Origin of the sequence: Micromonospora sp. NPDC049081 (assembly GCF_040648835.1) — a bacterium.
Taxonomy (GTDB): Bacteria; Actinomycetota; Actinomycetes; order Mycobacteriales; family Micromonosporaceae; genus Micromonospora; species Micromonospora antibiotica.
The window spans coordinates 162,368-180,689 of sequence record NZ_JBEZEK010000011.1 but is presented as its reverse complement, the minus strand read 5'-3'; the positions used below and the strand labels follow the sequence as shown (position 1 = coordinate 180,689).

Here is an 18,322-nt window from a genome sequence, read left to right as displayed (position 1 = left end):
AGCTCAGCCGGGTGACCTCCGCGCGCAGCCAGGCGTGGTCACGCCAGCGCCGCTCGTACGTGGCCGTTTGGCCGATCAGCAGCGACCCGCCCAACCCGGATCAGCGACGGCCTGCGGGAATTGTCACACTGCAGGCCCGGCCGCATCCGGGCAGCACGGTGGTCGGGGGTAGGAAAACCTCACCCACCCGGCGTACGACGGCGTGCGGTGCGCATCGTAGCAACGGCGTAACACCATCGACATCAGCTCAACAGGCGAAGTGCAACAACCTCTGGCAGCATTGGCTGGCATGTGCGGACTTGCGGGAGAGTTCCGGCGTGACGGTTCCCGGGCCGATGTGTCGGCGGTGGAACGCATGGCGGCCACGATGAGTGACCGGGGGCCCGACGACAGCGGAGTGTGGTCACAGGGGGCCACCGCTCTCGGGCACCGCCGCTTGAAGATCATCGACCTCTCCGCCGCCAGCGGGCAACCGATCGTCGACCCGGCCGCCGGGCTCACCGGAGTGTTCAACGGTTGCATCTACAACTACCGCGAGCTGCGGCAGGAGTTGCAGGGCAAGGGACACCACTTCTTCTCCTCCGGCGACAGCGAGGTGGTGGTCAAGGCGTACGCCGAGTGGGGGCTCGACTTCGTCGACCACCTGATCGGCATGTTCGCCGTCGCGATCACCGAGCGGGACACCGGCCGGCTGGTGCTGGCCCGGGACCGGCTCGGCATCAAGCCGCTCTATCTGGCCGAGACGCCGGGCGTGGTGCGGTTCGCCAGCACCCTGCCCGCCCTGCTGGCCGGCGGCGGGATCGACACCACCATCGACCCGGTGGCGCTGTCGCACTATCTCAGCTTCCACAGCATCGTGCCGCCGCCGCGCACCATCCTGCGTGGCGTGGCCAAGCTCCCCCCGGCCACCGTCCGGGTCTACGAGCCCGACGGCCGCACCCACGAGCGGGTCTACTGGGACCCGTCGTTCACCCGGGACGCGTCGCGCGCCGACTGGTCGGCCCGGGACTGGGAGGACGCCCTGCTGGAGTCGCTGACCACCGCCGTACGCCGGCGGATGGTCGCCGACGTGCCGGTGGGCGTGCTGCTCTCCGGCGGCCTGGACTCCAGCCTGGTGGTGGCGCTGCTGGCCGGCGAGGGGCAGACCCGCTCCGGGCTGTCCACCTTCTCGATCGGCTTCGACGCCGTCGGCGGGCGGGAGGGCGACGAGTTCGTCTATTCCGACCTGGTGGCCAAGACGTTCGGCACCGACCACCACCAGCTCAAGGTGGCCGCCGGTGACCTGGTGCCGCCGCTGGAGGCGGCGGTGGCCGCGATGAGCGAGCCGATGGTCAGCCACGACTGCGTCGCCTTCTACCTGCTGAGCCAGGAGGTCTCCAAGCACGTCAAGGTGGTCCAGTCCGGTCAGGGCGCGGACGAGATCCTCGGCGGCTACCACTGGTACCCGCCGCTGGCCGGCATCGACCGGGAGCAGGCCCTCGACTCGTACGCGAAGGCGTTCTTCGACCGGGACGCGGCCGGGCTGGCCCGGGTGCTCAACCCGACGTGGCTGGCCGACGGCGACCCGGCGCGCGAGTTCGTCGCCGCCCACCTGGGCCGGGCCGGGGCGCAGACCGCCGTCGACGCCGGCCTGCGGATCGACACCCAGGTCATGCTCACCGACGACCCGGTGAAGCGGGTCGACAACATGACCATGGCGCACGGCCTGGAGGCCCGGGTGCCGTTCCTCGACCACGAGTTCGTGGAGCTGGCGGCGAGCTGCCCGCCCGAGCTGAAGCTGGCCCAGGGCGGCAAGGGTGTGCTCAAGGAGATCGGCCGCCGGGTCCTGCCGCACGAGGTGATCGACCGCCCCAAGGGCTACTTCCCGGTGCCCGGCTTGACCCACCTGGAGGGCAAGCTCCTCGACCGGGTCCGCGACGCGCTCACCGCGCCGCAGGCCCGCCGCCGCGACCTGTTCCGTGCCGACTACGTCAATGCGCTGCTCGCCGACCCGAACGCCGAACTGACCCCGTTGAACGGAAACAAACTGTGGCAACTGGGACTCCTGGAAATGTGGCTCCAGAGCCACGGAATCGACTGACCGTGAACGAGACCCTCGCGACCGGCACGGCCCGAACCGACCGGGAGCGGGTGCTCGGCCGCCGCCGGGAACGCATCGGCCCCGGCGGTGACCCGGTCGCGCCGGCCACCGCACCGGAGCCGCGCCGGGAACCGGCCGGGCCGTCCGACGTGGTCCTGGACTGCGGCTGGGGGCGGCTGGTGTTCGGCCAGACCTTCCACGAGCAGGTGGCGGTGGCCCATGTGCTGCGGTCCGAGGCGGCCGGCGCCCGGGACATCTGCATCTACCTGCGCGACCCGCACGTGCTGGTGTCCCGGCTGCCCGACGAGCTGTTCATCGACCCGTCGCTGACCTACCGGCTGCCGCTGGGTGAGCGCCGTCCGGAGGCCACCGGGCGGATGGAGATCCCGGGGCTGGTCGTCCGGCCGCTGCGCGACGCCGACGACGCGGACGCGGTGAACCGGATCTACGCCCGCAACGGCATGGTCACCGCGCCGGTGGAGGTGCTCGTCGACAACGCCGGCACCGACCGGTTCCTGCACCTGGTGGCCGAGGCGAGCACCGGGGAGATCGTCGGCACCATCACCGGCGTCGACCACGTGGCGGTCTTCGGCGACCGGGAGAACGGCGCGAGCCTGTGGTGCCTGACCGTGGACTTCAACACCGCCCCGCCCGGCACCGGTCAGGCCCTGCTCACCGAGCTGGCCGACCGGCTCGACGAGCGGGGCCGGGCGTTCGTCGACCTGTCGGTGCTGGCCGAGAACTCCGGCGCGATCCGGCTCTACGAGCGGTTGGGTTTCCACCGCACCGGCACGCTCTGCGTCAAGCGGAAGAACCCGATCAACGAACGGCTGTTCCTACCGGCCACCCCGGCGGGCTACGACGAACTGAACCCGTACGCGAGGATCGTCGCCGACGAGGCGATGCGACGCGGCATCCGGGTGGAGGTCACCGACGCGCACTGGGGTGAGCTGCGGCTGACCAACGGCGGCCGGACGATCGTCACCCGCGAGTCGCTGTCCGAGCTGACCTCGGCGGTGGCGATGAGCCGCTGCGACGACAAGCGGGTCACCCGGCGCATCCTCACCGAGGCGGGCCTGTCGGTGCCGCGCGGCCGGACCGCCACCGGCGACGCCGACGACCTGGCCTTCCTCACCGACGTCGGGCCGGTGGTGGTCAAGCCGGCCCGGGGCGAGCAGGGCAACGGCATCACCGTCGGGGTACGCACCGCCGAGGCGTTGGCCACGGCCGTCGAGCTGGCCCGCCGGTTCTGCCCCGACGTGCTGATCGAGGAGCTGCGCGCGGGCGAGGACCTGCGGGTGATCGTGATCGACCACGAGGTGGTGGCCGCCGCCGTACGTCGACCGGCGCAGATCACCGGTGACGGCGTGCACGACGTCACCGCGCTGATCGAGCGGCAGAGCCGACGCCGGGCCGCCGCCACCGGCGGGGAGTCCCGCATCCCGGTCGACGAGATGACCCGCGAGGTGGTGGCCGAGGCCGGGCACCGGATGGACGACGTGCTGCCCGAGGGGCGGGTGCTGGCGGTGCGCCGGACGGCGAACCTCCACACCGGTGGCACAATCCACGACGTGACGGCCGAACTGCACCCGACGATCGCCACCGCCTGCGTGGCGGCGAGCCGGGCCCTGGACATCCCGGTGACCGGGCTGGACCTGCTGGTCCCCGCCCCCGACCAGCCCGAGCACGTGTTCATCGAGGCGAACGAGCGGCCGGGGCTGGCCAACCACGAGCCCCAGCCGACCGCCGAGCGCTTCGTGGACCTGCTCTTCCCGGGCACCCGGGCCCCGCAGCGCCTCTGGAGCCCGGCCGGGCCCGGAGGGGTCGCGTGAGCCTCAAGCCCCTGGAGATCGACCTGGACTACCTCCGCCAGGTGCTGGTGGAGTTGCTGGACATCCCCAGCCCGTCGGGGCGTACCGACCACGTGCAGCAGTACGTGGGGGAACGCCTGTCCGCGCTGGGCATCCCGTCCACGCTGACCCGGCGGGGGGCGCTCAGCGCCTGCCTGCCCGGCCCCCGGCAGACCGGCGCCGACCGGGCGATCGTGGTGCACACCGACACCATCGGCGGGATGGTCAAGCGGCTCAAGGAGAACGGTCGGCTGGAGCTGAAGACCATCGGCACCCACTCGGCCCGGTTCGCCGAGGGCGCGCACGTGCGGATCTTCACCGACGACCTGGACCGGGTGGTCACCGGGCAGGTGTTGCCGTTGAAGGCCAGCGGGCACCGCTACAACGACGACGTCGACCTGCAGGGCGTCGGTTGGCAGCACGTCGAGGTACGCGTTGACGAGCCGGTCGAGGACATCGCCGGCCTGCGGGCGCTGGGCATCGACGCGGGCGACTTCGTGGCGTTCCTGCCGAACCCGATGGTCACCCCGTCCGGGTACGTGAAGTCCCGGCACCTGGACGACAAGGCCGGGGTGGCGGCGGTGCTGACCGCGTTCAAGGCGGTGGTGGACGCCGGCATCACCCCCACCGTCACCGCCCACCTGCTGGTCACCGTCACCGAGGAGATCGGCCACGGGGCCAGCCACGGCCTGGACCCGGACGTCGCCGAGATCGTCTCGGTGGACGCGGCGGTGGTCGCGCCGGGCCAGCAGTCCCGGGAGAACGCGGCGACCCTGGCGATGGGCGACGGGGTCGGCCCGTTCGACTACCACCTGACCCGCAACCTGGCCACCATCGCCCGGGAACACGGGGTGGACCTGGTCCGCGACGTCTTCGACTACTACCGCTCGGACGTGGCGGCGGCGGTCGAGGCGGGCGCGCACGCCCGGGTGGCGCTGCTCGGTTTCGGGGTGGACGCCACCCACGGCCACGAGCGCACCCATCTGGACGGCCTGGCCCACCTGACCCAGTTGCTCTGCCTCTACCTCCAGAGCGACCTGGTCTTTCCCGAGTGGGACGCCGAGCCGGAGGGCGACCTGGCCGACTTCCCGTCGCTGGCGGTGCAGCCGGCCAACGAGGACGGCCCTCGTGAGGGCCCGATCGGCATCGACTGACCGGCTCCGCGCAGCCCTGACCACCGGCCCGGCCGGCGGTCACGTCGCCGGTGGGTGGCGGGCCGACGCCCCGCGTCGCGCCCGCCACCCACCGGCCGGGTCGATCGTTCCCCGGCGGGTGGCCGACGCCTTCGCACCGGCCACCCCGGCCGGGTCACCGGTTGCGGCGGTCCGCCGCGTGCAGGAGCGCGATCAGCGCCTCGGTCGGTCGCAGCACCGCGTCCCGGGCTGCCGGGTCACCGGTGATCCGCTGCCGCGCCCGGTCGGCCAGCTGCGCCAGCAGTTCACCGGCGCGGGCCGCGTTGCCGGCGGTGCCGGCCTGCTCGGCCCGCTGGAGCCGGTCGGTCAGCCGGGCCGCCACGTACTCGGTGATCCGGCCGGCGGCGACGTACTCCGCGATCAGGTACCGCAGGTCGGAGTACCAGGCGGGGTCGCGGGTGAACGACGCCGGCAGGTAACCGGCGTCGGCGGCGGCGAGGGTGGCCGCGACGCTGGCGTCCACGTACGACCCGACGGTCGGGTAGCGGGTGGCGAGTTGCGCGTCGGTCAGCGGCACCGAACTGCCGTCGAGGAAGCAGAAGCCGGGTCCGGTGTTGCTGCCGCTGTTGACCCGCAGCGGCACCTGGTGCTGGGCGAGCCGGATGCCGCCGAGGGCGAGCCCTAGGTCGTCGCGGGCGATGGCCGGCGGGGTCGTGGTGGTCGTCTGGATCGGCGGGGCGCTCGGCGGGGCCACCTGCCGGGCGACCCAGGCGACGGTGTGGTCGTAGACGGCGTTCTGCACCATGTGCTGCGGGACGCGCGACAGCGAGGGCAGCGTGCAGGTCTGCGGTTCGCCCGGGTAGCCGCCCGGGTAGCTGCCGATGTCCCGCTTGCGCAGCGGCCCGTAGTCGGTGATCAGCTTCCAGTCGCCGTGCGACGCGCCGGCCACCTCCCAGGAGCGCAGGACGGGCGAGTCGGCCTGGGCGCGGGCCGCCGCGGGCAGGATGCCGCTGGCCACGTCCCCCTCGGAGTTGATCCGGAACACCGGTGTGGTCAGGTCGGTGCGCAACACCCCGCCACCGCCGTGCAGGACGACCGCGTCGAGGACGTTCGCCGACTGCTGGACGCCGTTGTAGTAGTTGGCGAGGCGGCCGGCCGACTGCGAGTGGCCGGTGGCGATCACGTACTGCGGGGCGGGCAGCTTGCCCAGCGGGTCGACGCCGGTCGGGTTGCGGACCGCCTTCACCGCCTGGCTGAAGATGTCGTACGAGAGGCTGTCGTCGGTGACGGTGCCGCCGACGGTGACGTCCAGGGGGCCGTACCGGGTGGGGCTCCACGCCTTGAGCCCGGTGGCGGAGTGCAGCCCGGCCCGCTGGGCGGAGACCCCGACCCAGGCGTAGCCGGAGCGGATCAGGTGTTCGTGCGACTGGAACCAGTCGACCTCCTGGTCCCACTGGTTGCTGACGTTGTTCCACTCGGCGATGACGACACCGTTGAACTTCGTGGTGTTGGCCGGCCGGCGGACCACCAGCCGGGTGCCGTACGGCTGGTCGGTGCCGAGGGTGGTCGCGTTCTGGGTGCCCTGCACGGCGTACCGGGTGGCGGTGCCGAAGAGGAAGAACTCCTCCTCGACGTAGCCGGCGGCGGCCAGGTTGACGTCGGTGGCGAGGAACGGGTAGCCGTGGCCGGGGTCGCCGACCGGGGTGGTCCGGGCGATCGGCCCGGCGACCACCGGGTTCGCCACGGTCGCGCCGGTGGCGGTGGACGGCCGGGGCGTGGTCGGGGCGGCTGCGGTCGCCGGGTGGACCGGGCCGGTGGCGACGGCCAGCGCACCGACCAGGCCGAGGGTGAGACATCGTCGGGTGTTCCTGCGGGTGGTGGACGAAACGGGCATGGTTCACCTCACGGGGGGAGCGACCGAGGGGACGACTCGGGCGGCAGCGGCGTGACGTGGCCACTGTGGGGCAGAGAGTAATGCTCACTTCAGGCGAAAGATAGGCCAGACGAGCACGAACTTTCGCCGAATTGAGCAAAAGTCGCCGGCCGACGACCCTCCCCGGCCGGCATGACGCCGTCTGCGGGATCGCGCAAAAAATCACTACCGACACCCGGGGTGCAGTGGGTAGCGTGGCGGTACACGGGAAAGGAGGTGGTCCAGACTTGTATAGCAATCGGACTCGTGAGGTGGCTGTCCGCTAGCCGCTGTCCTCGACAGTGAACGACCAAGCATGATCGTCGAGACCGTGTGGCAGCGGTGCGGCGAAACCACGACAGCCACCCGACCCCCGGGGTGCCGACCCAGTCCAGTCGGCCCGTGCGCGAGCACGGAAGCCCCGGGGGTCGCTTCGTCTCCGGAGGAGGCCGGCGGTGTCCATGCGCGAGCTGACGGTGCTCGGCACGGCCAGCCAGACCCCCACCCGGCTGCGCAACCACAACGGCTACGTGCTGCGCTGGGACGACGAGGTGATCCTCTTCGACCCGGGCGAGGGCAGCCAGCGCCAACTCCTGCACACCGGGGTCACCGCCACCGACCTCACCCGGATCTGCGTCACCCACTTCCACGGCGACCACTGCCTCGGCCTGCCCGGCACCATCCAACGGCTCTCCCTCGACCGGGTACCGCACCCGGTGGCGGTGCACTTCCCCGCCGGAGGCGCGGAATACTTCGCCCGGTTGCGGCACGCCAGCAGCTTCCACGAGACCGCCGAGCTGGCCGTCGAGCCGATCACCGCCGACGGGCAACGGATCACCCTGGGCGTCGGCACGCTGGAGGCCCGCCGGCTGCGGCACCCCGTCGAGACGTACGGCTACCGGCTGGTCGAGCCGGACGGCTGCCGGATGCTGCCGGAGCGGCTGTCCGCGTACGGCATCGGTGGGCCGGCGGTCGGCGAGCTGCTGCGCGTCGGGCACCTGGACGTCGGCGGACGCCGCGTCACCCGGGACGAGGTGAGCGTGGTCCGGCCGGGGCAGCGGTTCGCCTTCGTGATGGACACCGGTCTCTGCGACGGGGTGTACGCCCTCGCCGAACACGCCGACCTGCTGGTCATCGAGTCGACGTTCCTGGCGTCGGAGGCCGCGCTCGCCGCCGAGGTCGGCCACCTGACCGCCGGCCAGGCCGCCCGGGTCGCCACCGAGTCCGGGGTACGCACCCTGGTGCTCACCCACTTCTCCCAGCGGTACGCCGACCCGCGCCGCTTCCACGACGAGGCCCGCGAGCACTTCACCGGGGAACTGGTGATCGCCGAGGACCTGACCACCGTGCCGGTCCCGCCCCGGCGGGTAGCCTCGGCCGGGTGACCGTCACGCTCCGTCCCGCCGTCGCCGACGACCTGGTGCCGGTGGGCGCCCTGCACCAGCGGTCCCGGATCGCGGCCTACTCGTCGTTCCTGCCGCCCGAGGCGTTGGCCGACCCGACGCCCGAGGCGATGGGGGCGTACTGGGTCGAGCGGTGGACGTGGGAACGCGACGAGCACCTGATGACCGTGGCCGAGCGGGACGGCCGGCTGGTCGGGTTCAGCTACCTCGGCCCCGACGACGGGGGCGACCCGGCGACCGGGCTGCTCAACGCCATCCACCTCGACCCGGCCGAGCGGGGCCGGGGCACCGGCCGGGCGCTGATGGTGGACGCGTTGGACACCATGCGGGCCCGGGGCTGGCGGCGGGCGGTGCTGTGGGTGCTGGAGAGCAACGCCGCGGCCCGGCACTTCTACGAGCGCGGCGGCTGGCGGGCCACCGGCGATCGTCGGGAGGAACGGATCGGCCCCGCCCGCACCCCGCAGCTGCGCTACGCCCGGCAGCTGCCCGGCTGCTGACCGTCAGGTGCCGTCCTGGTCCGCGTCGACCGAGAAGTTGATCACCGATAGATACCCGTCGCCGTCCTCGACCACCTTCATCAGCATGCTCTCGGCAAAGATGTTGTCGTTGTCGTTGAAGGTGTCCCGCCCGGTGTGCGCGGCGTACGGCGCGTCGGCGTACACCCGGGTGTTGAGCGCCTCGTCGAACATCATCTGGGTGGTGAGCACCCGGTCGTCGCCCAGGTGCACCATCGCGTGGATGTGCGTGGTGCGGCCCCGGTACCAGCCCGGCCAGATGGTGGTGAACTCGACGATCCCGTCGGCGTTGGTGACCTGGGCGCCGCGCAGGTAGCGCTTGTCGTCGGTCGGCGTCAGGTCCGCCGCCGACCCCGCGCCGCCGCCACCCGGGGCCGCCCCACCGCCTGGCGGGGTGCCGGTGGGCGGGGTGCCACCCGACGCGCCGCCGGGCGGATTGCCGCCGGGCGCAGCGCCGCCGCCCGAGGCCCCGGACGACTGGGCCTCGGCCCCCGAGTAGAGGCCGGCCGCGTCACAGTGCCAGATCTCCACGACGGCGTTGGCCAACGGTCCGCACTGCTCGCTGTCCTGCACCCGGATCGCCACCCGCAGCCGGGTGCCCGCCCGGTCCTCCCGGATGTCGTTGCGGATCTTGTCGGCGTCGAAGTAGTACGGGCCCTGCGTGGTGCTCGCGGTCAACGTGCAGGTGTTCGCCGCGCCGAACAGCGCGGCCAGGTCGGCCGACGTGCTGGCGGTCGCCTGGGGGGACACGGTCTGGCCGGTCGACGTGGTGACCGTGCCGCTATCCCGGCCGCAGGCCGCGAGCAGGCCGGCCAACCCGATCGAGCCGACCCCCGCGATCAGCCGCCGACGGCTGACCCGCTGCCCCTCGTGGTGGTCCAGGTCGTGTCGCATGTCGTTCCTCCCGTGGTCGGTGCCTCTCGGCTCACCCCGACCGTAGGGAGGCTGCTCGGATGCCCTCTGTGCTGCCCCTGTGCCCGTGCTGTGAATGGTCGCCCCCACGGCGACCCGGCCCGGACACGCTGCGGGGCCCCTCCCGTCGGAAGGGGCCCCGCAGCGGCGTCGGATCAGCGTGCGCCGAGGTGAGCGAGCAGGTCCTGACGGGTCAGCACGCCCTTGGGCTTGCCGTCGACCAGCACCAACGCCGCATCGGACTTCTCCAGCAGGCCCACCGCCTCGCTCACCGGCTGACCGCCACCGACCATCGGCAGCGGGTCACCCATGTGCCGCTCGATGGTGTCGTGCAGGTGGGCCTGACCGGTGAACAGGGCGTCCAGCAGGTCCCGCTCGGCGATCGAGCCGGCCACCTCGCCGGTGACCACCGGCGGCTCGGCCTTGAGCACCGGGAGCTGGGAGACGCCGTACTCACGCATGTAGTCGATGGCGTCGCGGACCGTCTCGGTCGGGTGGACGTGCACCAGTTCGGGCAGGCCACCCGGCTTACCGGCCAGCGCGTCGGCGACGGTCGGCTCGGTGCCGGGGTGGTCGAGGAAGCCGTACCGGGCCATCCACCGGTCGTTGAAAATCTTGGACAGGTAGCCCTTGCCGCTGTCCGGCAGCAGCACCACGACCACGTCGTCCGGGCCGGCGGCACGGGCCACCTCCAGCGCCGCCACCACGGCCATCCCGCAGGAGCCGCCGACGAGCAGCCCCTCCTCGCGGGCCAGCCGCCGGGTCATCTCGAAGGACGCCTTGTCGGACACCTCGATGATCTCGTCGGCGACCTCCCGGTCGTACGTCGCCGGCCAGAAGTCCTCACCGACACCCTCGACCAGGTACGGCCGGCCGGTGCCCCCGGAGTAGACCGAGCCCTCCGGGTCCGCCCCGATCACCCTGACCCGCCCCTCGGACGCCTCCTTGAGGTAACGCCCGATGCCGGTGATGGTGCCGCCGGTGCCGACCCCGGTGACGAAGTGGGTGAGCCCGCCCCCGGTCTGCTTCCACAGCTCCGGACCGGTGGTCTCGTAGTGCGAGCGCGGGTTGGCCGGGTTGCTGTACTGGTCGGGCTTCCACGCGCCGGGGATCTCCCGGGCCAGCCGGTCGGAGACGTTGTAGTAGGAGCGGGGGTCCTCCGGGGCGACGGCGGTCGGGCAGACCACCACCTCCGCCCCGTACGCGCGCAGCACGTCCTGCTTGTCCTGGCTGACCTTGTCGGGGCAGACGAAGACGCAGTGGTAGCCCTTGAGCTGGGCCACCAGGGCCAGCCCGACACCGGTGTTGCCGCTGGTCGGCTCGACGATGGTGCCACCGGGCCTGAGCAGTCCGGCAGCCTCGGCGTCCTCCACCATCCGCAGCGCGATCCGGTCCTTGACCGAGCCGCCGGGGTTGAGGTATTCCACCTTCGCCAGCACGGTCGCGCTGATGCCCTCGGTGACGTTGCGCAGTCGTACCAGCGGGGTGTTGCCGATCAGGTCGACGACGTTGTCGTAGTACTGCACCTCGTTGTGCCCTTCGTTGCGGCGCCGGCGACGGCGGCCTGGCAGACGGTCCTTCGTCGCTCAGGGTACGTGCCCTCAGAGCGTCACATGACCGGGGATGACGGAGGCCCGACGCGCCTCCCACTCCAGGAAGCGCTCGGTCTCCGACAGCACGCTGCCGGCCAGCCAGGTGACCATCACGGCGTCGTCCACCAGACCGAGCACGGTCAGGAACAGCTCCGGCACCAGGTCGACAGGCGACACGACGTAGACCGTCGCCGCCGTCATCATCGCCAGCCGCAGCCCGCCGTCGTACTCGCCCCGGGCGGTCGCCCGGATCATCCGCGGCAGCGCCGCCAGCCGGGCGCCCAACGACGGGCCACCCCGGGCACCCGCCGCCAGCGACCGGGCCAACGCCGTGAAGGCCGCGGTCCGCTTCAATGTCCTACCCATCTCATCCAGCCCCTCTCCACCGACCAGCGTGACTGTCCGGCGCAAGCCGTCGCCACCTGCGGCGGGGCGACCGCAGGTGGGCCCCGCCACCGGATCAGGTACCCAGAATCGTCGCGGCCCAGCCGGGAAACCGACCGTCCCGACGGAAGCGGGGGGCCGTCGCGGCGCGATAATGTCGCTGTATGGGGGTGGCTGGTTCCGTCGTACCGGTGGTTCCGCGCTGGCATCGCGCCCGACAGGTCGCCCGGCTGGCGGCGATCGGCACGGGCGCCACCGCGGCGGCCGTCGCCGCGACCGGCGGGGTGCTGCTCGGCCAGGCGCGGCAGGCCCGACGCACCATCCCGATGGCGCAGGCCCCACCGCCGCGCTGCGACGGCGTCTACGGCGCCAAGATCCCCGGGACACCGCTGACCATGGTGATCCTCGGCGACTCCTCCGCCGCCAGTTACGGGGTGCTGCGGCGGCGGGAGACCCTGGGTTCGCTGCTGGCCACCGGGCTGTCCCGGCGACTGCACCGGGCCGTACGGGTGCACCGCTTCGCCGTGGTCGGCGCGCTCTCCGCCGGGCTCCGGCCGCAGGTCGAGGCCGCCCTGGAATGCGCGCCGGACATCGCGGTGATCATGGTCGGCGGCAACGACGTCACCAACCGGTCGCCATACTCCGTGGCGGTCCGGCACCTGGTCGACGCGGTCCGCGCGCTGCGCGCCGCCGGCTGCGAGGTGGTCGTCGGGACCTGCCCCGACCTGGGCGCGATCCAGCCGATCCAACCCCCGCTGCGCTGGTTGGCCCGCCGGTGGAGCCGGCAGCTCGCCGCCGCCCAGACGGTCGCGGTGGTCGAGGCGGGCGGCTGGACGGTCTCCCTCGGTGACCTGCTCGGCCCCCGGTTCTCCGCCGAACCGACCCGGATGTTCGCCTCGGACCGGTTCCACCCGTCCGCCGAGGGGTACGCGATGGCCGCCGCCGCGCTCCTGCCGACCGTACTGTCGGCGCTCGGCGGCGGGGAACGCCGACCCGCCCCGGGCCGGAGCGACGGCGTGCGGTCGCTGCCCGAGGCCGCCCAGGAAGCAGCCCGGCACGCCGGCACGGAGGTCAGCGGCGCGCAGGTCCGGGGTCGGGAGCGCGGCCCCGCCGGCCGCTGGGCGCAACTGCGGCGGCGGGCCTTCTTCGGCGTCGGCGCGGTGCCGCAGTCCGGTGCCGCCGCCGACTCACCCCAACTGGAGGAACTGGCATGAGCGAGCACAGCGAGCGAACCACCGGGTGCCACGAATGCCACGCCGCGCCGGTCGGCATCGACGTGCACCTGCCGACGGTGACGCCATGACCGGCCGGTCCGTGGGCGGCGAGCTCGCCGTACGCCTCGGTAAGGCCGCGGCGGTCTCCCTGGTCGCCGGGACGATCGGCGGGGCGGCGGTGCTCGCCGGCCAGGCGGTGGCGGCCCGCAACCGCGACTACGCCCAGCCCGAACTGGGCCTGGCGCTGCGGGCCACGGTCGGCCGGGCCGGTGCCCCACCGCTGCGGCTGGTGCTGCTCGGGGACTCCTCGGCGCTCGGTGTCGGGGTGGGCCGCTTCGACGAGACGGTCGGCGGTCAACTCGCCCACCTGCTGGCCGAGGGGCCGACCGGTCGTCGGGTGCACCTGTCCAGCGTGGGGGTCTCCGGCTCCCGCTCCACCGATCTGTCCACCCAGGTGGCGCGGGCGCTGCTCGGGGACCGGCCGGACGTGGCGGTGGTGCTGATCGGGGCGAACGACGCCACGGCGATGAGCCGGCCGTTGGAGGCGGCGGCGTACCTCGCCTCGGCGGTGCGCCGGCTGCGGGAGGCCCGGGTCGAGGTCGTCGTCGGCACCTGCCCGGACCTGGGGGCGGTGCGCGCGGTGGCCCCGCCGCTGCGGCAGGTGATCGGGTGGTCGGGCCGGCGGGTCGCGAGGGCACAGACCGCCGCCGTGCTGGACGCCGGGGGCACGGTCGTCGACCTGGGTACGGAGACCGGGCCGGTGTTCCGGGCCGACGCCGGGACGCTGTGTCACGACGGCTTCCACCCGTCCGCCGACGGTTACCGGGTGTGGGCGCACGCCCTGCTGCCGGCGGTGGTCGCCGCCGCGAACGTCGCCTCCCGGCACTGACCGGCCCCGGACCCGGCCCGACGGTCCGGCGTACCCGCCCGGCGGCCGGGCGTGCCCCGGCGGTCCGGCGTGCCCCGGCGGTCCGGCTTACCCCGGCCGGCGTGGCCCGGGGCCGGCGGGTCCGGGCTGCCGGCGGGGTCGACGCCGCCGCCGGCGTACCGCCCGGGTGACATTTCCCGCTGGTGGGGCTGCTTCCGCGCCAAGTTACCGTCAAGTTAACGTTGGTTCATGCCGATTGAGTCGTCCCGCGACGCCGTCATCGTCGCCACCGCCCGGTCCCCCATCGGCCGCGCGTTCAAGGGTTCGCTGCGCGAGGTCCGCCCGGACGACCTCGCCGCCACCATCGTCCAGGCCGCGCTGGACAAGGTTCCCGGGCTCGACCCGACCACCATCGACGACCTCTACCTCGGGTGCGGGCTGCCCGGCGGCGAGCAGGGCTTCAACCTGGCCCGGGTGGTCGCCACCCTGATGGGCCTGGACGGGCTGCCCGGTGCCACCCTCACCCGCTACTGCGCGTCGTCGTTGCAGACCACCCGGATGGCGATGCACGCGATCCGGGCCGGTGAGGGCGACGCCTTCGTCTCCGCCGGGGTCGAGATGGTCTCCCGGTACGCCCGGGGCAACTCCGACACCCTGCCACCCGAGGCGCAGGCGCTGGTCGGCGGTGGCTGGGAGAACCCGCGCTTCGCCGAGGCCCGGCAGCGGTCGGTGGCCCGCGCGCAGGGCGACGCCGAGGTGTGGACCGACCCGCGCGACGCCGGGCAGCTCCCCGACATCTACCTGGCGATGGGGCAGACGGCGGAGAACCTGGCCCAGGTGTACGACGTCACCCGGGAGGAGATGGACGCGTTCGGCGTCCGCAGCCAGAACCTCGCCGAGAAGGCCATCGCCGACGGCTTCTGGGCCCGCGAGATCACCCCGGTCACCACCCCCGACGGCAGCGTGGTCGACACCGACGACGGCCCGCGCGCCGGGGTCACCCTGGAGGCGGTGGCCGGGCTGAAGCCGGTCTTCCGCCCGGACGGCCGGATCACCGCCGGCAACTGCTGCCCGCTCAACGACGGGGCCGCCGCCGTGGTGGTGATGAGCGCCCAGCGGGCCGACGAGCTGGGGCTGACCCCGCTGGCCCGGATCGTCTCCACCGGCGTCACCGCCCTGTCGCCGGAGATCATGGGCCTCGGCCCGGTCGAGGCGTCCCGGCAGGCGCTGCGCCGGGCCGGGATGACCGTCGACGACGTCGACCTGGTCGAGATCAACGAGGCGTTCGCCGCCCAGGTGATCCCGTCGTACCGGCAGCTCGGCATCCCCGAGGACAAGGTCAACGTGATGGGCGGGGCGATCGCCGTCGGCCACCCGTTCGGGATGACCGGCGCCCGGATCACCGGCACCCTGCTCAACGCCCTGCAGTGGCACGACAAGACCATCGGCCTGGAGACCATGTGCGTCGGCGGCGGTCAGGGCATGGCGATGGTGCTCGAACGGCTCAGCTGAGCCCCTACAACGCGCCGCGGGTCGCCGTCACCAGGGCGGCGGCCCCGGCCAGCACCGCCTCCGGCGGGCCGGCGGCCACCAGGTCCGCCGTGACCACCCGGAGCTGGTCGGGCAGCGCCATCGGGTGCGCCAACCGGGGTACGTCCCGCCGGGGCTCACCCTCCGCGTCGGCCGCCAGGTCGGCGACCTCCTGCACCAGCTTGTGCACCAGGTCGGCCCGGGACACGTTGCCGCCCTCGGCGACCGCCGCCCAGCGCGGCTGCTGCCAGTGGCCCACCTGACGGACCAGCAGGTCCACCGCCCGGCCCAACTCCGCTGCGCTCATCGTCGGCGAGTCTACGCACCCCGGTCGGGGTGCGTAGACGACGACGCCCGCCGCCGCAGGGTGCACGGTGGCGGGCGTCGGGTGCGAAAGCGTCAGTCGTCACCCTGGAAGTAGCTGATCAGACGGAGCATCTCCAGGTAGAGCCAGACGAGGCTGACCACGATGCCGAACGCGGCCGTCCAGGAGTAGCGGGCCGGCAGCCCCATCCGGACACCGTCCTCGACCTCCTTGAAGCTGAGCACGAAGCTCAGCGAGGCGACCACGATGCAGACCAGGCTGAAGCCGATGGCCAGCGGGCTGCCGTCGCGCAGGCCGGTGTTCACGCCGAACAGCGCGAGCACCAGGTTGATCAGCATGACGGCGAACAGGCCCGCCATCACGGCGATCATGCCCTTGACGAACTTGGGGGTGGCCCGGATGACGCGCGCCTTGTAGAGGATGGTCATCACGAAGAAGACGCCGAAGGTGGCGACCACGGCCTGGAGCACGATGCCCTGGTAGGCCGTTTCGTAGACCTTGCTGACCAGGCCGACGAACGCGCCCTCGACGATCGCGTACGCGACGACCAGCGCCGGGTTGGCGACCCGGGAGAACGAGATGATCAGCCCGAGGACCAGGCCGACCATCGCGGCGCCGATCCAGGCGACGCCGAGCACCGAATCCGGCACCAGGATCCAGGCGGCGGCGGCGGAGACGCCGAGGATCGCCAGGAGCGTGACGGTCTTGACGACGACGTCGTCGAGGGTCATCGTGCCGGACACCTTCGGGGCGACCGGGGAACCGGGCTGACCCGGGTACTGCTGGGGAACGCCGGGCTGTCCGTAACCGTACGGCCCGGGCTGGGCGTACCCGGCGGAGCGCTCCCGCTCGGCCGCCTGGCCGAGCCGGGCGAGCACCGGGTTCGAGGTCTTCACTGTCTCAGGCCTCCCTCAGGGGGTCAGTCGCACGCAAACGTGCACTCCCAGGGTAAACGGCCCGGTGGCAGCCGGTACGGCCGGGACGCTGTGGGAAAGCTGAGAGTGTGTGGTGCCCGGGGCGGGTCTCGAACCCGCACGCCTTGCGGCAGCCGCTTTTAAGGCGGCCGTGTCTGCCGTTCCACCACCCGGGCGAAAGCGCGTCGCGTCGATGCGCGGCGGTGCAGTCCCACGGTAACCGGTCCGTGTCGCCCCGGCGTACCCGGCGACGCGAACGCCCCTGCCCGCTCCGGCGGGCAGGGGCGTTCTGTCGGAGCGGGCAGGGGCGTCCGGTGTCGGAGCGAAGGTCAGGCCGCCCGGCTGGTGATCGGGATCGGCTGCGACGCCTCCGCGAACTCCTCCCGCGGATCGTGCAGCTGACCGAGCGCGACCACCTCACGCTTGAGGAAGAAGGCCAGCGACCAGTCGACCACGACCCGGACCTTGCGGTTGAACGACGGGATCCGGCTCATGTGGTACGTCCGGTGCATGAACCAGGCCGGCCAGCCCGTCATCTTGATGCCGTACACCTGGGCGACGCCCTTGTGCAGGCCGAGGCTGGCCACGCTGCCGGCGTGCTTGTGCTTGTAGTCGACAGGCGGCCGGCCCCGGACCACCAGGGCGATGTTGTCGGCCATCCGGGCGGCCTGCCGGACCGCGTGCTGGGCGCTCGGCGAGCAGTAGTTGCCCGGCTCCTTGGTGAGGTCCGGGACGGCCGCGCAGTCTCCGGCGCTCCACGCCCCCTCGACCACCCGGTCGCCGTCGACGACCTGGAGGGTGGGCAGGCAGGTGACCCGCCGCCGCTCGTCGCGGGGGAAGTCGGTGCGGTCCAGCATCGGCGACGGCTTCACCCCGGCCGTCCAGACGATGGTGTCGGAGCGGAAGCTGTCACCGTCGGAGAGCTTCACCACACCATCGACGCAGGACTCCAGCCGGGTGTCCAACCGGATGTCCATGTTCCGCTTGAGCAACTGCTGCACCGTGTAGGCGCCCATGTCCCGGTCGACCTCGGGCAGCACCCGCTGGGTCGCCTCGACCAGCACCCAGCGCATGTCGTCCGGTTCCAGCTCGGGGTAGTAGCGCAGCGCGTCCCGGGCCATGTCCTCCATCTCGGCCAACGCCTCGATGCCGGCGTAGCCGCCGCCGACGAAGGTGAAGGTCAACGCGGAGCGACGGACGTCGGGATCCGGCGTGGCGGCGGCCACGTCGAGCCGGTCCAGCACGTGGTTGCGCAGGTAGATGGCCTCACCGATGGTCTTGAAGCCGATCCCGTGCTCGTGCAGGCCGGGGATCGGCAGGGTGCGGGACACCGAGCCGGGGGCGACGACCACGTGGTCGTAGGGGATCTCCCGGGTCGGGCCGGAGATCGGCTGCACCACCGCGGTCTTGCGGCTGTGGTCGATCCGGGTCACCGCGCCAGCGACCACCTTGCACTTGCGCAACTCGCGCCGCAGCGGCACCACGGAGTGCCGGGGCGAGATGTTGCCGGCCGCCGCCTCGGGCAGGAACGGCTGGTAGGTCATGTGCGGCTGCGGGTCGACGACGACGACCTCGGCCTCACGGGAGCTCAGCTTCTTGGACAGGCGCAGAGCGGCGTACAGGCCCACGTGCCCGGCACCCACGACAAGGATCCGCTTCGGATTCACGTATCCATCTTTCCCCGGGCGGC

The 18,322-nt window shown here is 72.8% G+C and carries 15 protein-coding genes and 1 tRNA gene; 8 read left to right on the top strand and 8 right to left on the bottom strand.

The window, feature by feature from the left end:
* Positions 1-289 precede the first annotated feature (289 nt).
* The 3 genes from AB0B63_RS18280 to AB0B63_RS18270 are packed head-to-tail and all read left to right on the top strand — an operon-like array spanning position 290 to position 5,084.
* Positions 290-2,080: an N-acetylglutaminylglutamine amidotransferase gene (locus tag AB0B63_RS18280; protein ID WP_357019883.1), complete on the top strand. Its 1,791-nt coding sequence runs from the start codon at positions 290-292 to the stop codon at positions 2,078-2,080.
* A 2-nt stretch (positions 2,081-2,082) separates the two neighbouring features.
* Positions 2,083-3,912, top strand: a complete 1,830-nt coding sequence (ngg, locus tag AB0B63_RS18275) for an N-acetylglutaminylglutamine synthetase (RefSeq protein ID WP_357019880.1) — start codon at positions 2,083-2,085, stop codon at positions 3,910-3,912.
* The gene (locus tag AB0B63_RS18270) at positions 3,909-5,084 is read left to right on the top strand and encodes an osmoprotectant NAGGN system M42 family peptidase (RefSeq protein ID WP_357019877.1); all 1,176 of its coding nucleotides are present in this window, start codon (positions 3,909-3,911) and stop codon (positions 5,082-5,084) included. The genes ngg and AB0B63_RS18270 overlap by 4 nt, the downstream gene beginning before the upstream one ends.
* A 154-nt stretch (positions 5,085-5,238) precedes the next feature.
* Here AB0B63_RS18270 and AB0B63_RS18265 read toward each other — a convergent pair whose 3' ends face one another.
* Positions 5,239-6,957, bottom strand: a complete 1,719-nt coding sequence (locus AB0B63_RS18265; protein WP_357019874.1) for an alpha/beta hydrolase domain-containing protein — start codon at positions 6,955-6,957, stop codon at positions 5,239-5,241.
* A gap of 473 nt (positions 6,958-7,430) precedes the next feature.
* On the opposite strand from AB0B63_RS18265, the gene AB0B63_RS18260 reads away from it, so the two are divergent.
* Together AB0B63_RS18260 and AB0B63_RS18255 are read left to right on the top strand one after the other, a co-directional pair.
* The gene (locus AB0B63_RS18260) at positions 7,431-8,360 is read left to right on the top strand and encodes a ribonuclease Z (protein ID WP_208568530.1); all 930 of its coding nucleotides are present in this window, start codon (positions 7,431-7,433) and stop codon (positions 8,358-8,360) included.
* Entirely contained in the window at positions 8,357-8,875 is a 519-nt protein-coding gene (locus tag AB0B63_RS18255) for a GNAT family N-acetyltransferase (protein ID WP_208568531.1), read from the top strand. The genes AB0B63_RS18260 and AB0B63_RS18255 overlap by 4 nt, the downstream gene beginning before the upstream one ends.
* Before the next feature lie 3 nt (positions 8,876-8,878).
* Here the strand turns inward: AB0B63_RS18255 and AB0B63_RS18250 are convergent, their stop codons facing one another.
* The 3 genes from AB0B63_RS18250 to AB0B63_RS18240 all read right to left on the bottom strand — a co-directional run bounded on the left by AB0B63_RS18250 (position 8,879) and on the right by AB0B63_RS18240 (position 11,763).
* On the bottom strand, positions 8,879-9,787 hold the full coding sequence (locus AB0B63_RS18250; protein WP_357019869.1) for a hypothetical protein: 909 nt from the start codon (positions 9,785-9,787) through the stop codon (positions 8,879-8,881).
* Between the two features lie 173 nt (positions 9,788-9,960).
* Positions 9,961-11,331, bottom strand: a complete 1,371-nt coding sequence (locus tag AB0B63_RS18245) for a cystathionine beta-synthase (protein ID WP_208568533.1) — start codon at positions 11,329-11,331, stop codon at positions 9,961-9,963.
* A gap of 75 nt (positions 11,332-11,406) precedes the next feature.
* Positions 11,407-11,763: a YkvA family protein gene (locus AB0B63_RS18240; protein ID WP_204928292.1), complete on the bottom strand. Its 357-nt coding sequence runs from the start codon at positions 11,761-11,763 to the stop codon at positions 11,407-11,409.
* A 182-nt stretch (positions 11,764-11,945) separates the two neighbouring features.
* Between AB0B63_RS18240 and AB0B63_RS18235 the strand changes: the two genes are divergently transcribed.
* The 3 genes from AB0B63_RS18235 (at position 11,946) to AB0B63_RS18225 (ending at position 15,375) form a co-directional block, all read left to right on the top strand.
* Entirely contained in the window at positions 11,946-12,995 is a 1,050-nt protein-coding gene (locus AB0B63_RS18235; protein ID WP_357019865.1) for an SGNH/GDSL hydrolase family protein, read from the top strand.
* Positions 12,996-13,080: 85 nt separating this feature from the next.
* Positions 13,081-13,884, top strand: coding sequence for an SGNH/GDSL hydrolase family protein (locus AB0B63_RS18230; RefSeq protein ID WP_357019862.1), 804 nt, complete (start codon positions 13,081-13,083; stop codon positions 13,882-13,884).
* A gap of 228 nt (positions 13,885-14,112) precedes the next feature.
* Entirely contained in the window at positions 14,113-15,375 is a 1,263-nt protein-coding gene (locus AB0B63_RS18225) for an acetyl-CoA C-acetyltransferase (RefSeq protein ID WP_357019859.1), read from the top strand.
* Between the two features lie 4 nt (positions 15,376-15,379).
* Here AB0B63_RS18225 and AB0B63_RS18220 read toward each other — a convergent pair whose 3' ends face one another.
* The 4 genes from AB0B63_RS18220 to AB0B63_RS18205 all read right to left on the bottom strand — a co-directional run bounded on the left by AB0B63_RS18220 (position 15,380) and on the right by AB0B63_RS18205 (position 18,299).
* Positions 15,380-15,700, bottom strand: coding sequence for a hypothetical protein (locus AB0B63_RS18220; protein ID WP_208568537.1), 321 nt, complete (start codon positions 15,698-15,700; stop codon positions 15,380-15,382).
* A gap of 92 nt (positions 15,701-15,792) precedes the next feature.
* Positions 15,793-16,614 (bottom strand): Bax inhibitor-1/YccA family protein, encoded by an 822-nt coding sequence (locus AB0B63_RS18215; RefSeq protein ID WP_208568538.1) that lies wholly within the window; start codon positions 16,612-16,614, stop codon positions 15,793-15,795.
* 110 nt (positions 16,615-16,724) lie between these two features.
* Positions 16,725-16,808 (bottom strand) — tRNA-Leu (locus AB0B63_RS18210).
* Positions 16,809-16,961: 153 nt separating this feature from the next.
* Complete coding sequence (locus AB0B63_RS18205; protein WP_208568539.1) at positions 16,962-18,299, bottom strand: NAD(P)/FAD-dependent oxidoreductase; 1,338 nt, start codon at positions 18,297-18,299, stop codon at positions 16,962-16,964.
* Between the last annotated feature and the right edge of the window lie 23 nt (positions 18,300-18,322).

Excerpts from the sequence above, each read along its gene's own strand:
- AB0B63_RS18280 (WP_357019883.1), top strand. The coding sequence starts at position 290 with ATGTGCGGACTTGCGGGAGAGTTCCGGCGTGACGGTTCCCGGGCCGAT.
- AB0B63_RS18265 (WP_357019874.1), bottom strand. The coding sequence starts at position 6,957 with ATGCCCGTTTCGTCCACCACCCGCAGGAACACCCGACGATGTCTCACC.
- AB0B63_RS18250 (WP_357019869.1), bottom strand. The coding sequence starts at position 9,787 with ATGCGACACGACCTGGACCACCACGAGGGGCAGCGGGTCAGCCGTCGG.
- AB0B63_RS18240 (WP_204928292.1), bottom strand. The coding sequence starts at position 11,763 with ATGGGTAGGACATTGAAGCGGACCGCGGCCTTCACGGCGTTGGCCCGG.
- AB0B63_RS18235 (WP_357019865.1), top strand. The coding sequence starts at position 11,946 with ATGGGGGTGGCTGGTTCCGTCGTACCGGTGGTTCCGCGCTGGCATCGC.
- AB0B63_RS18230 (WP_357019862.1), top strand. The coding sequence starts at position 13,081 with ATGACCGGCCGGTCCGTGGGCGGCGAGCTCGCCGTACGCCTCGGTAAG.
- AB0B63_RS18225 (WP_357019859.1), top strand. The coding sequence starts at position 14,113 with ATGCCGATTGAGTCGTCCCGCGACGCCGTCATCGTCGCCACCGCCCGG.
- AB0B63_RS18220 (WP_208568537.1), bottom strand. The coding sequence starts at position 15,700 with ATGAGCGCAGCGGAGTTGGGCCGGGCGGTGGACCTGCTGGTCCGTCAG.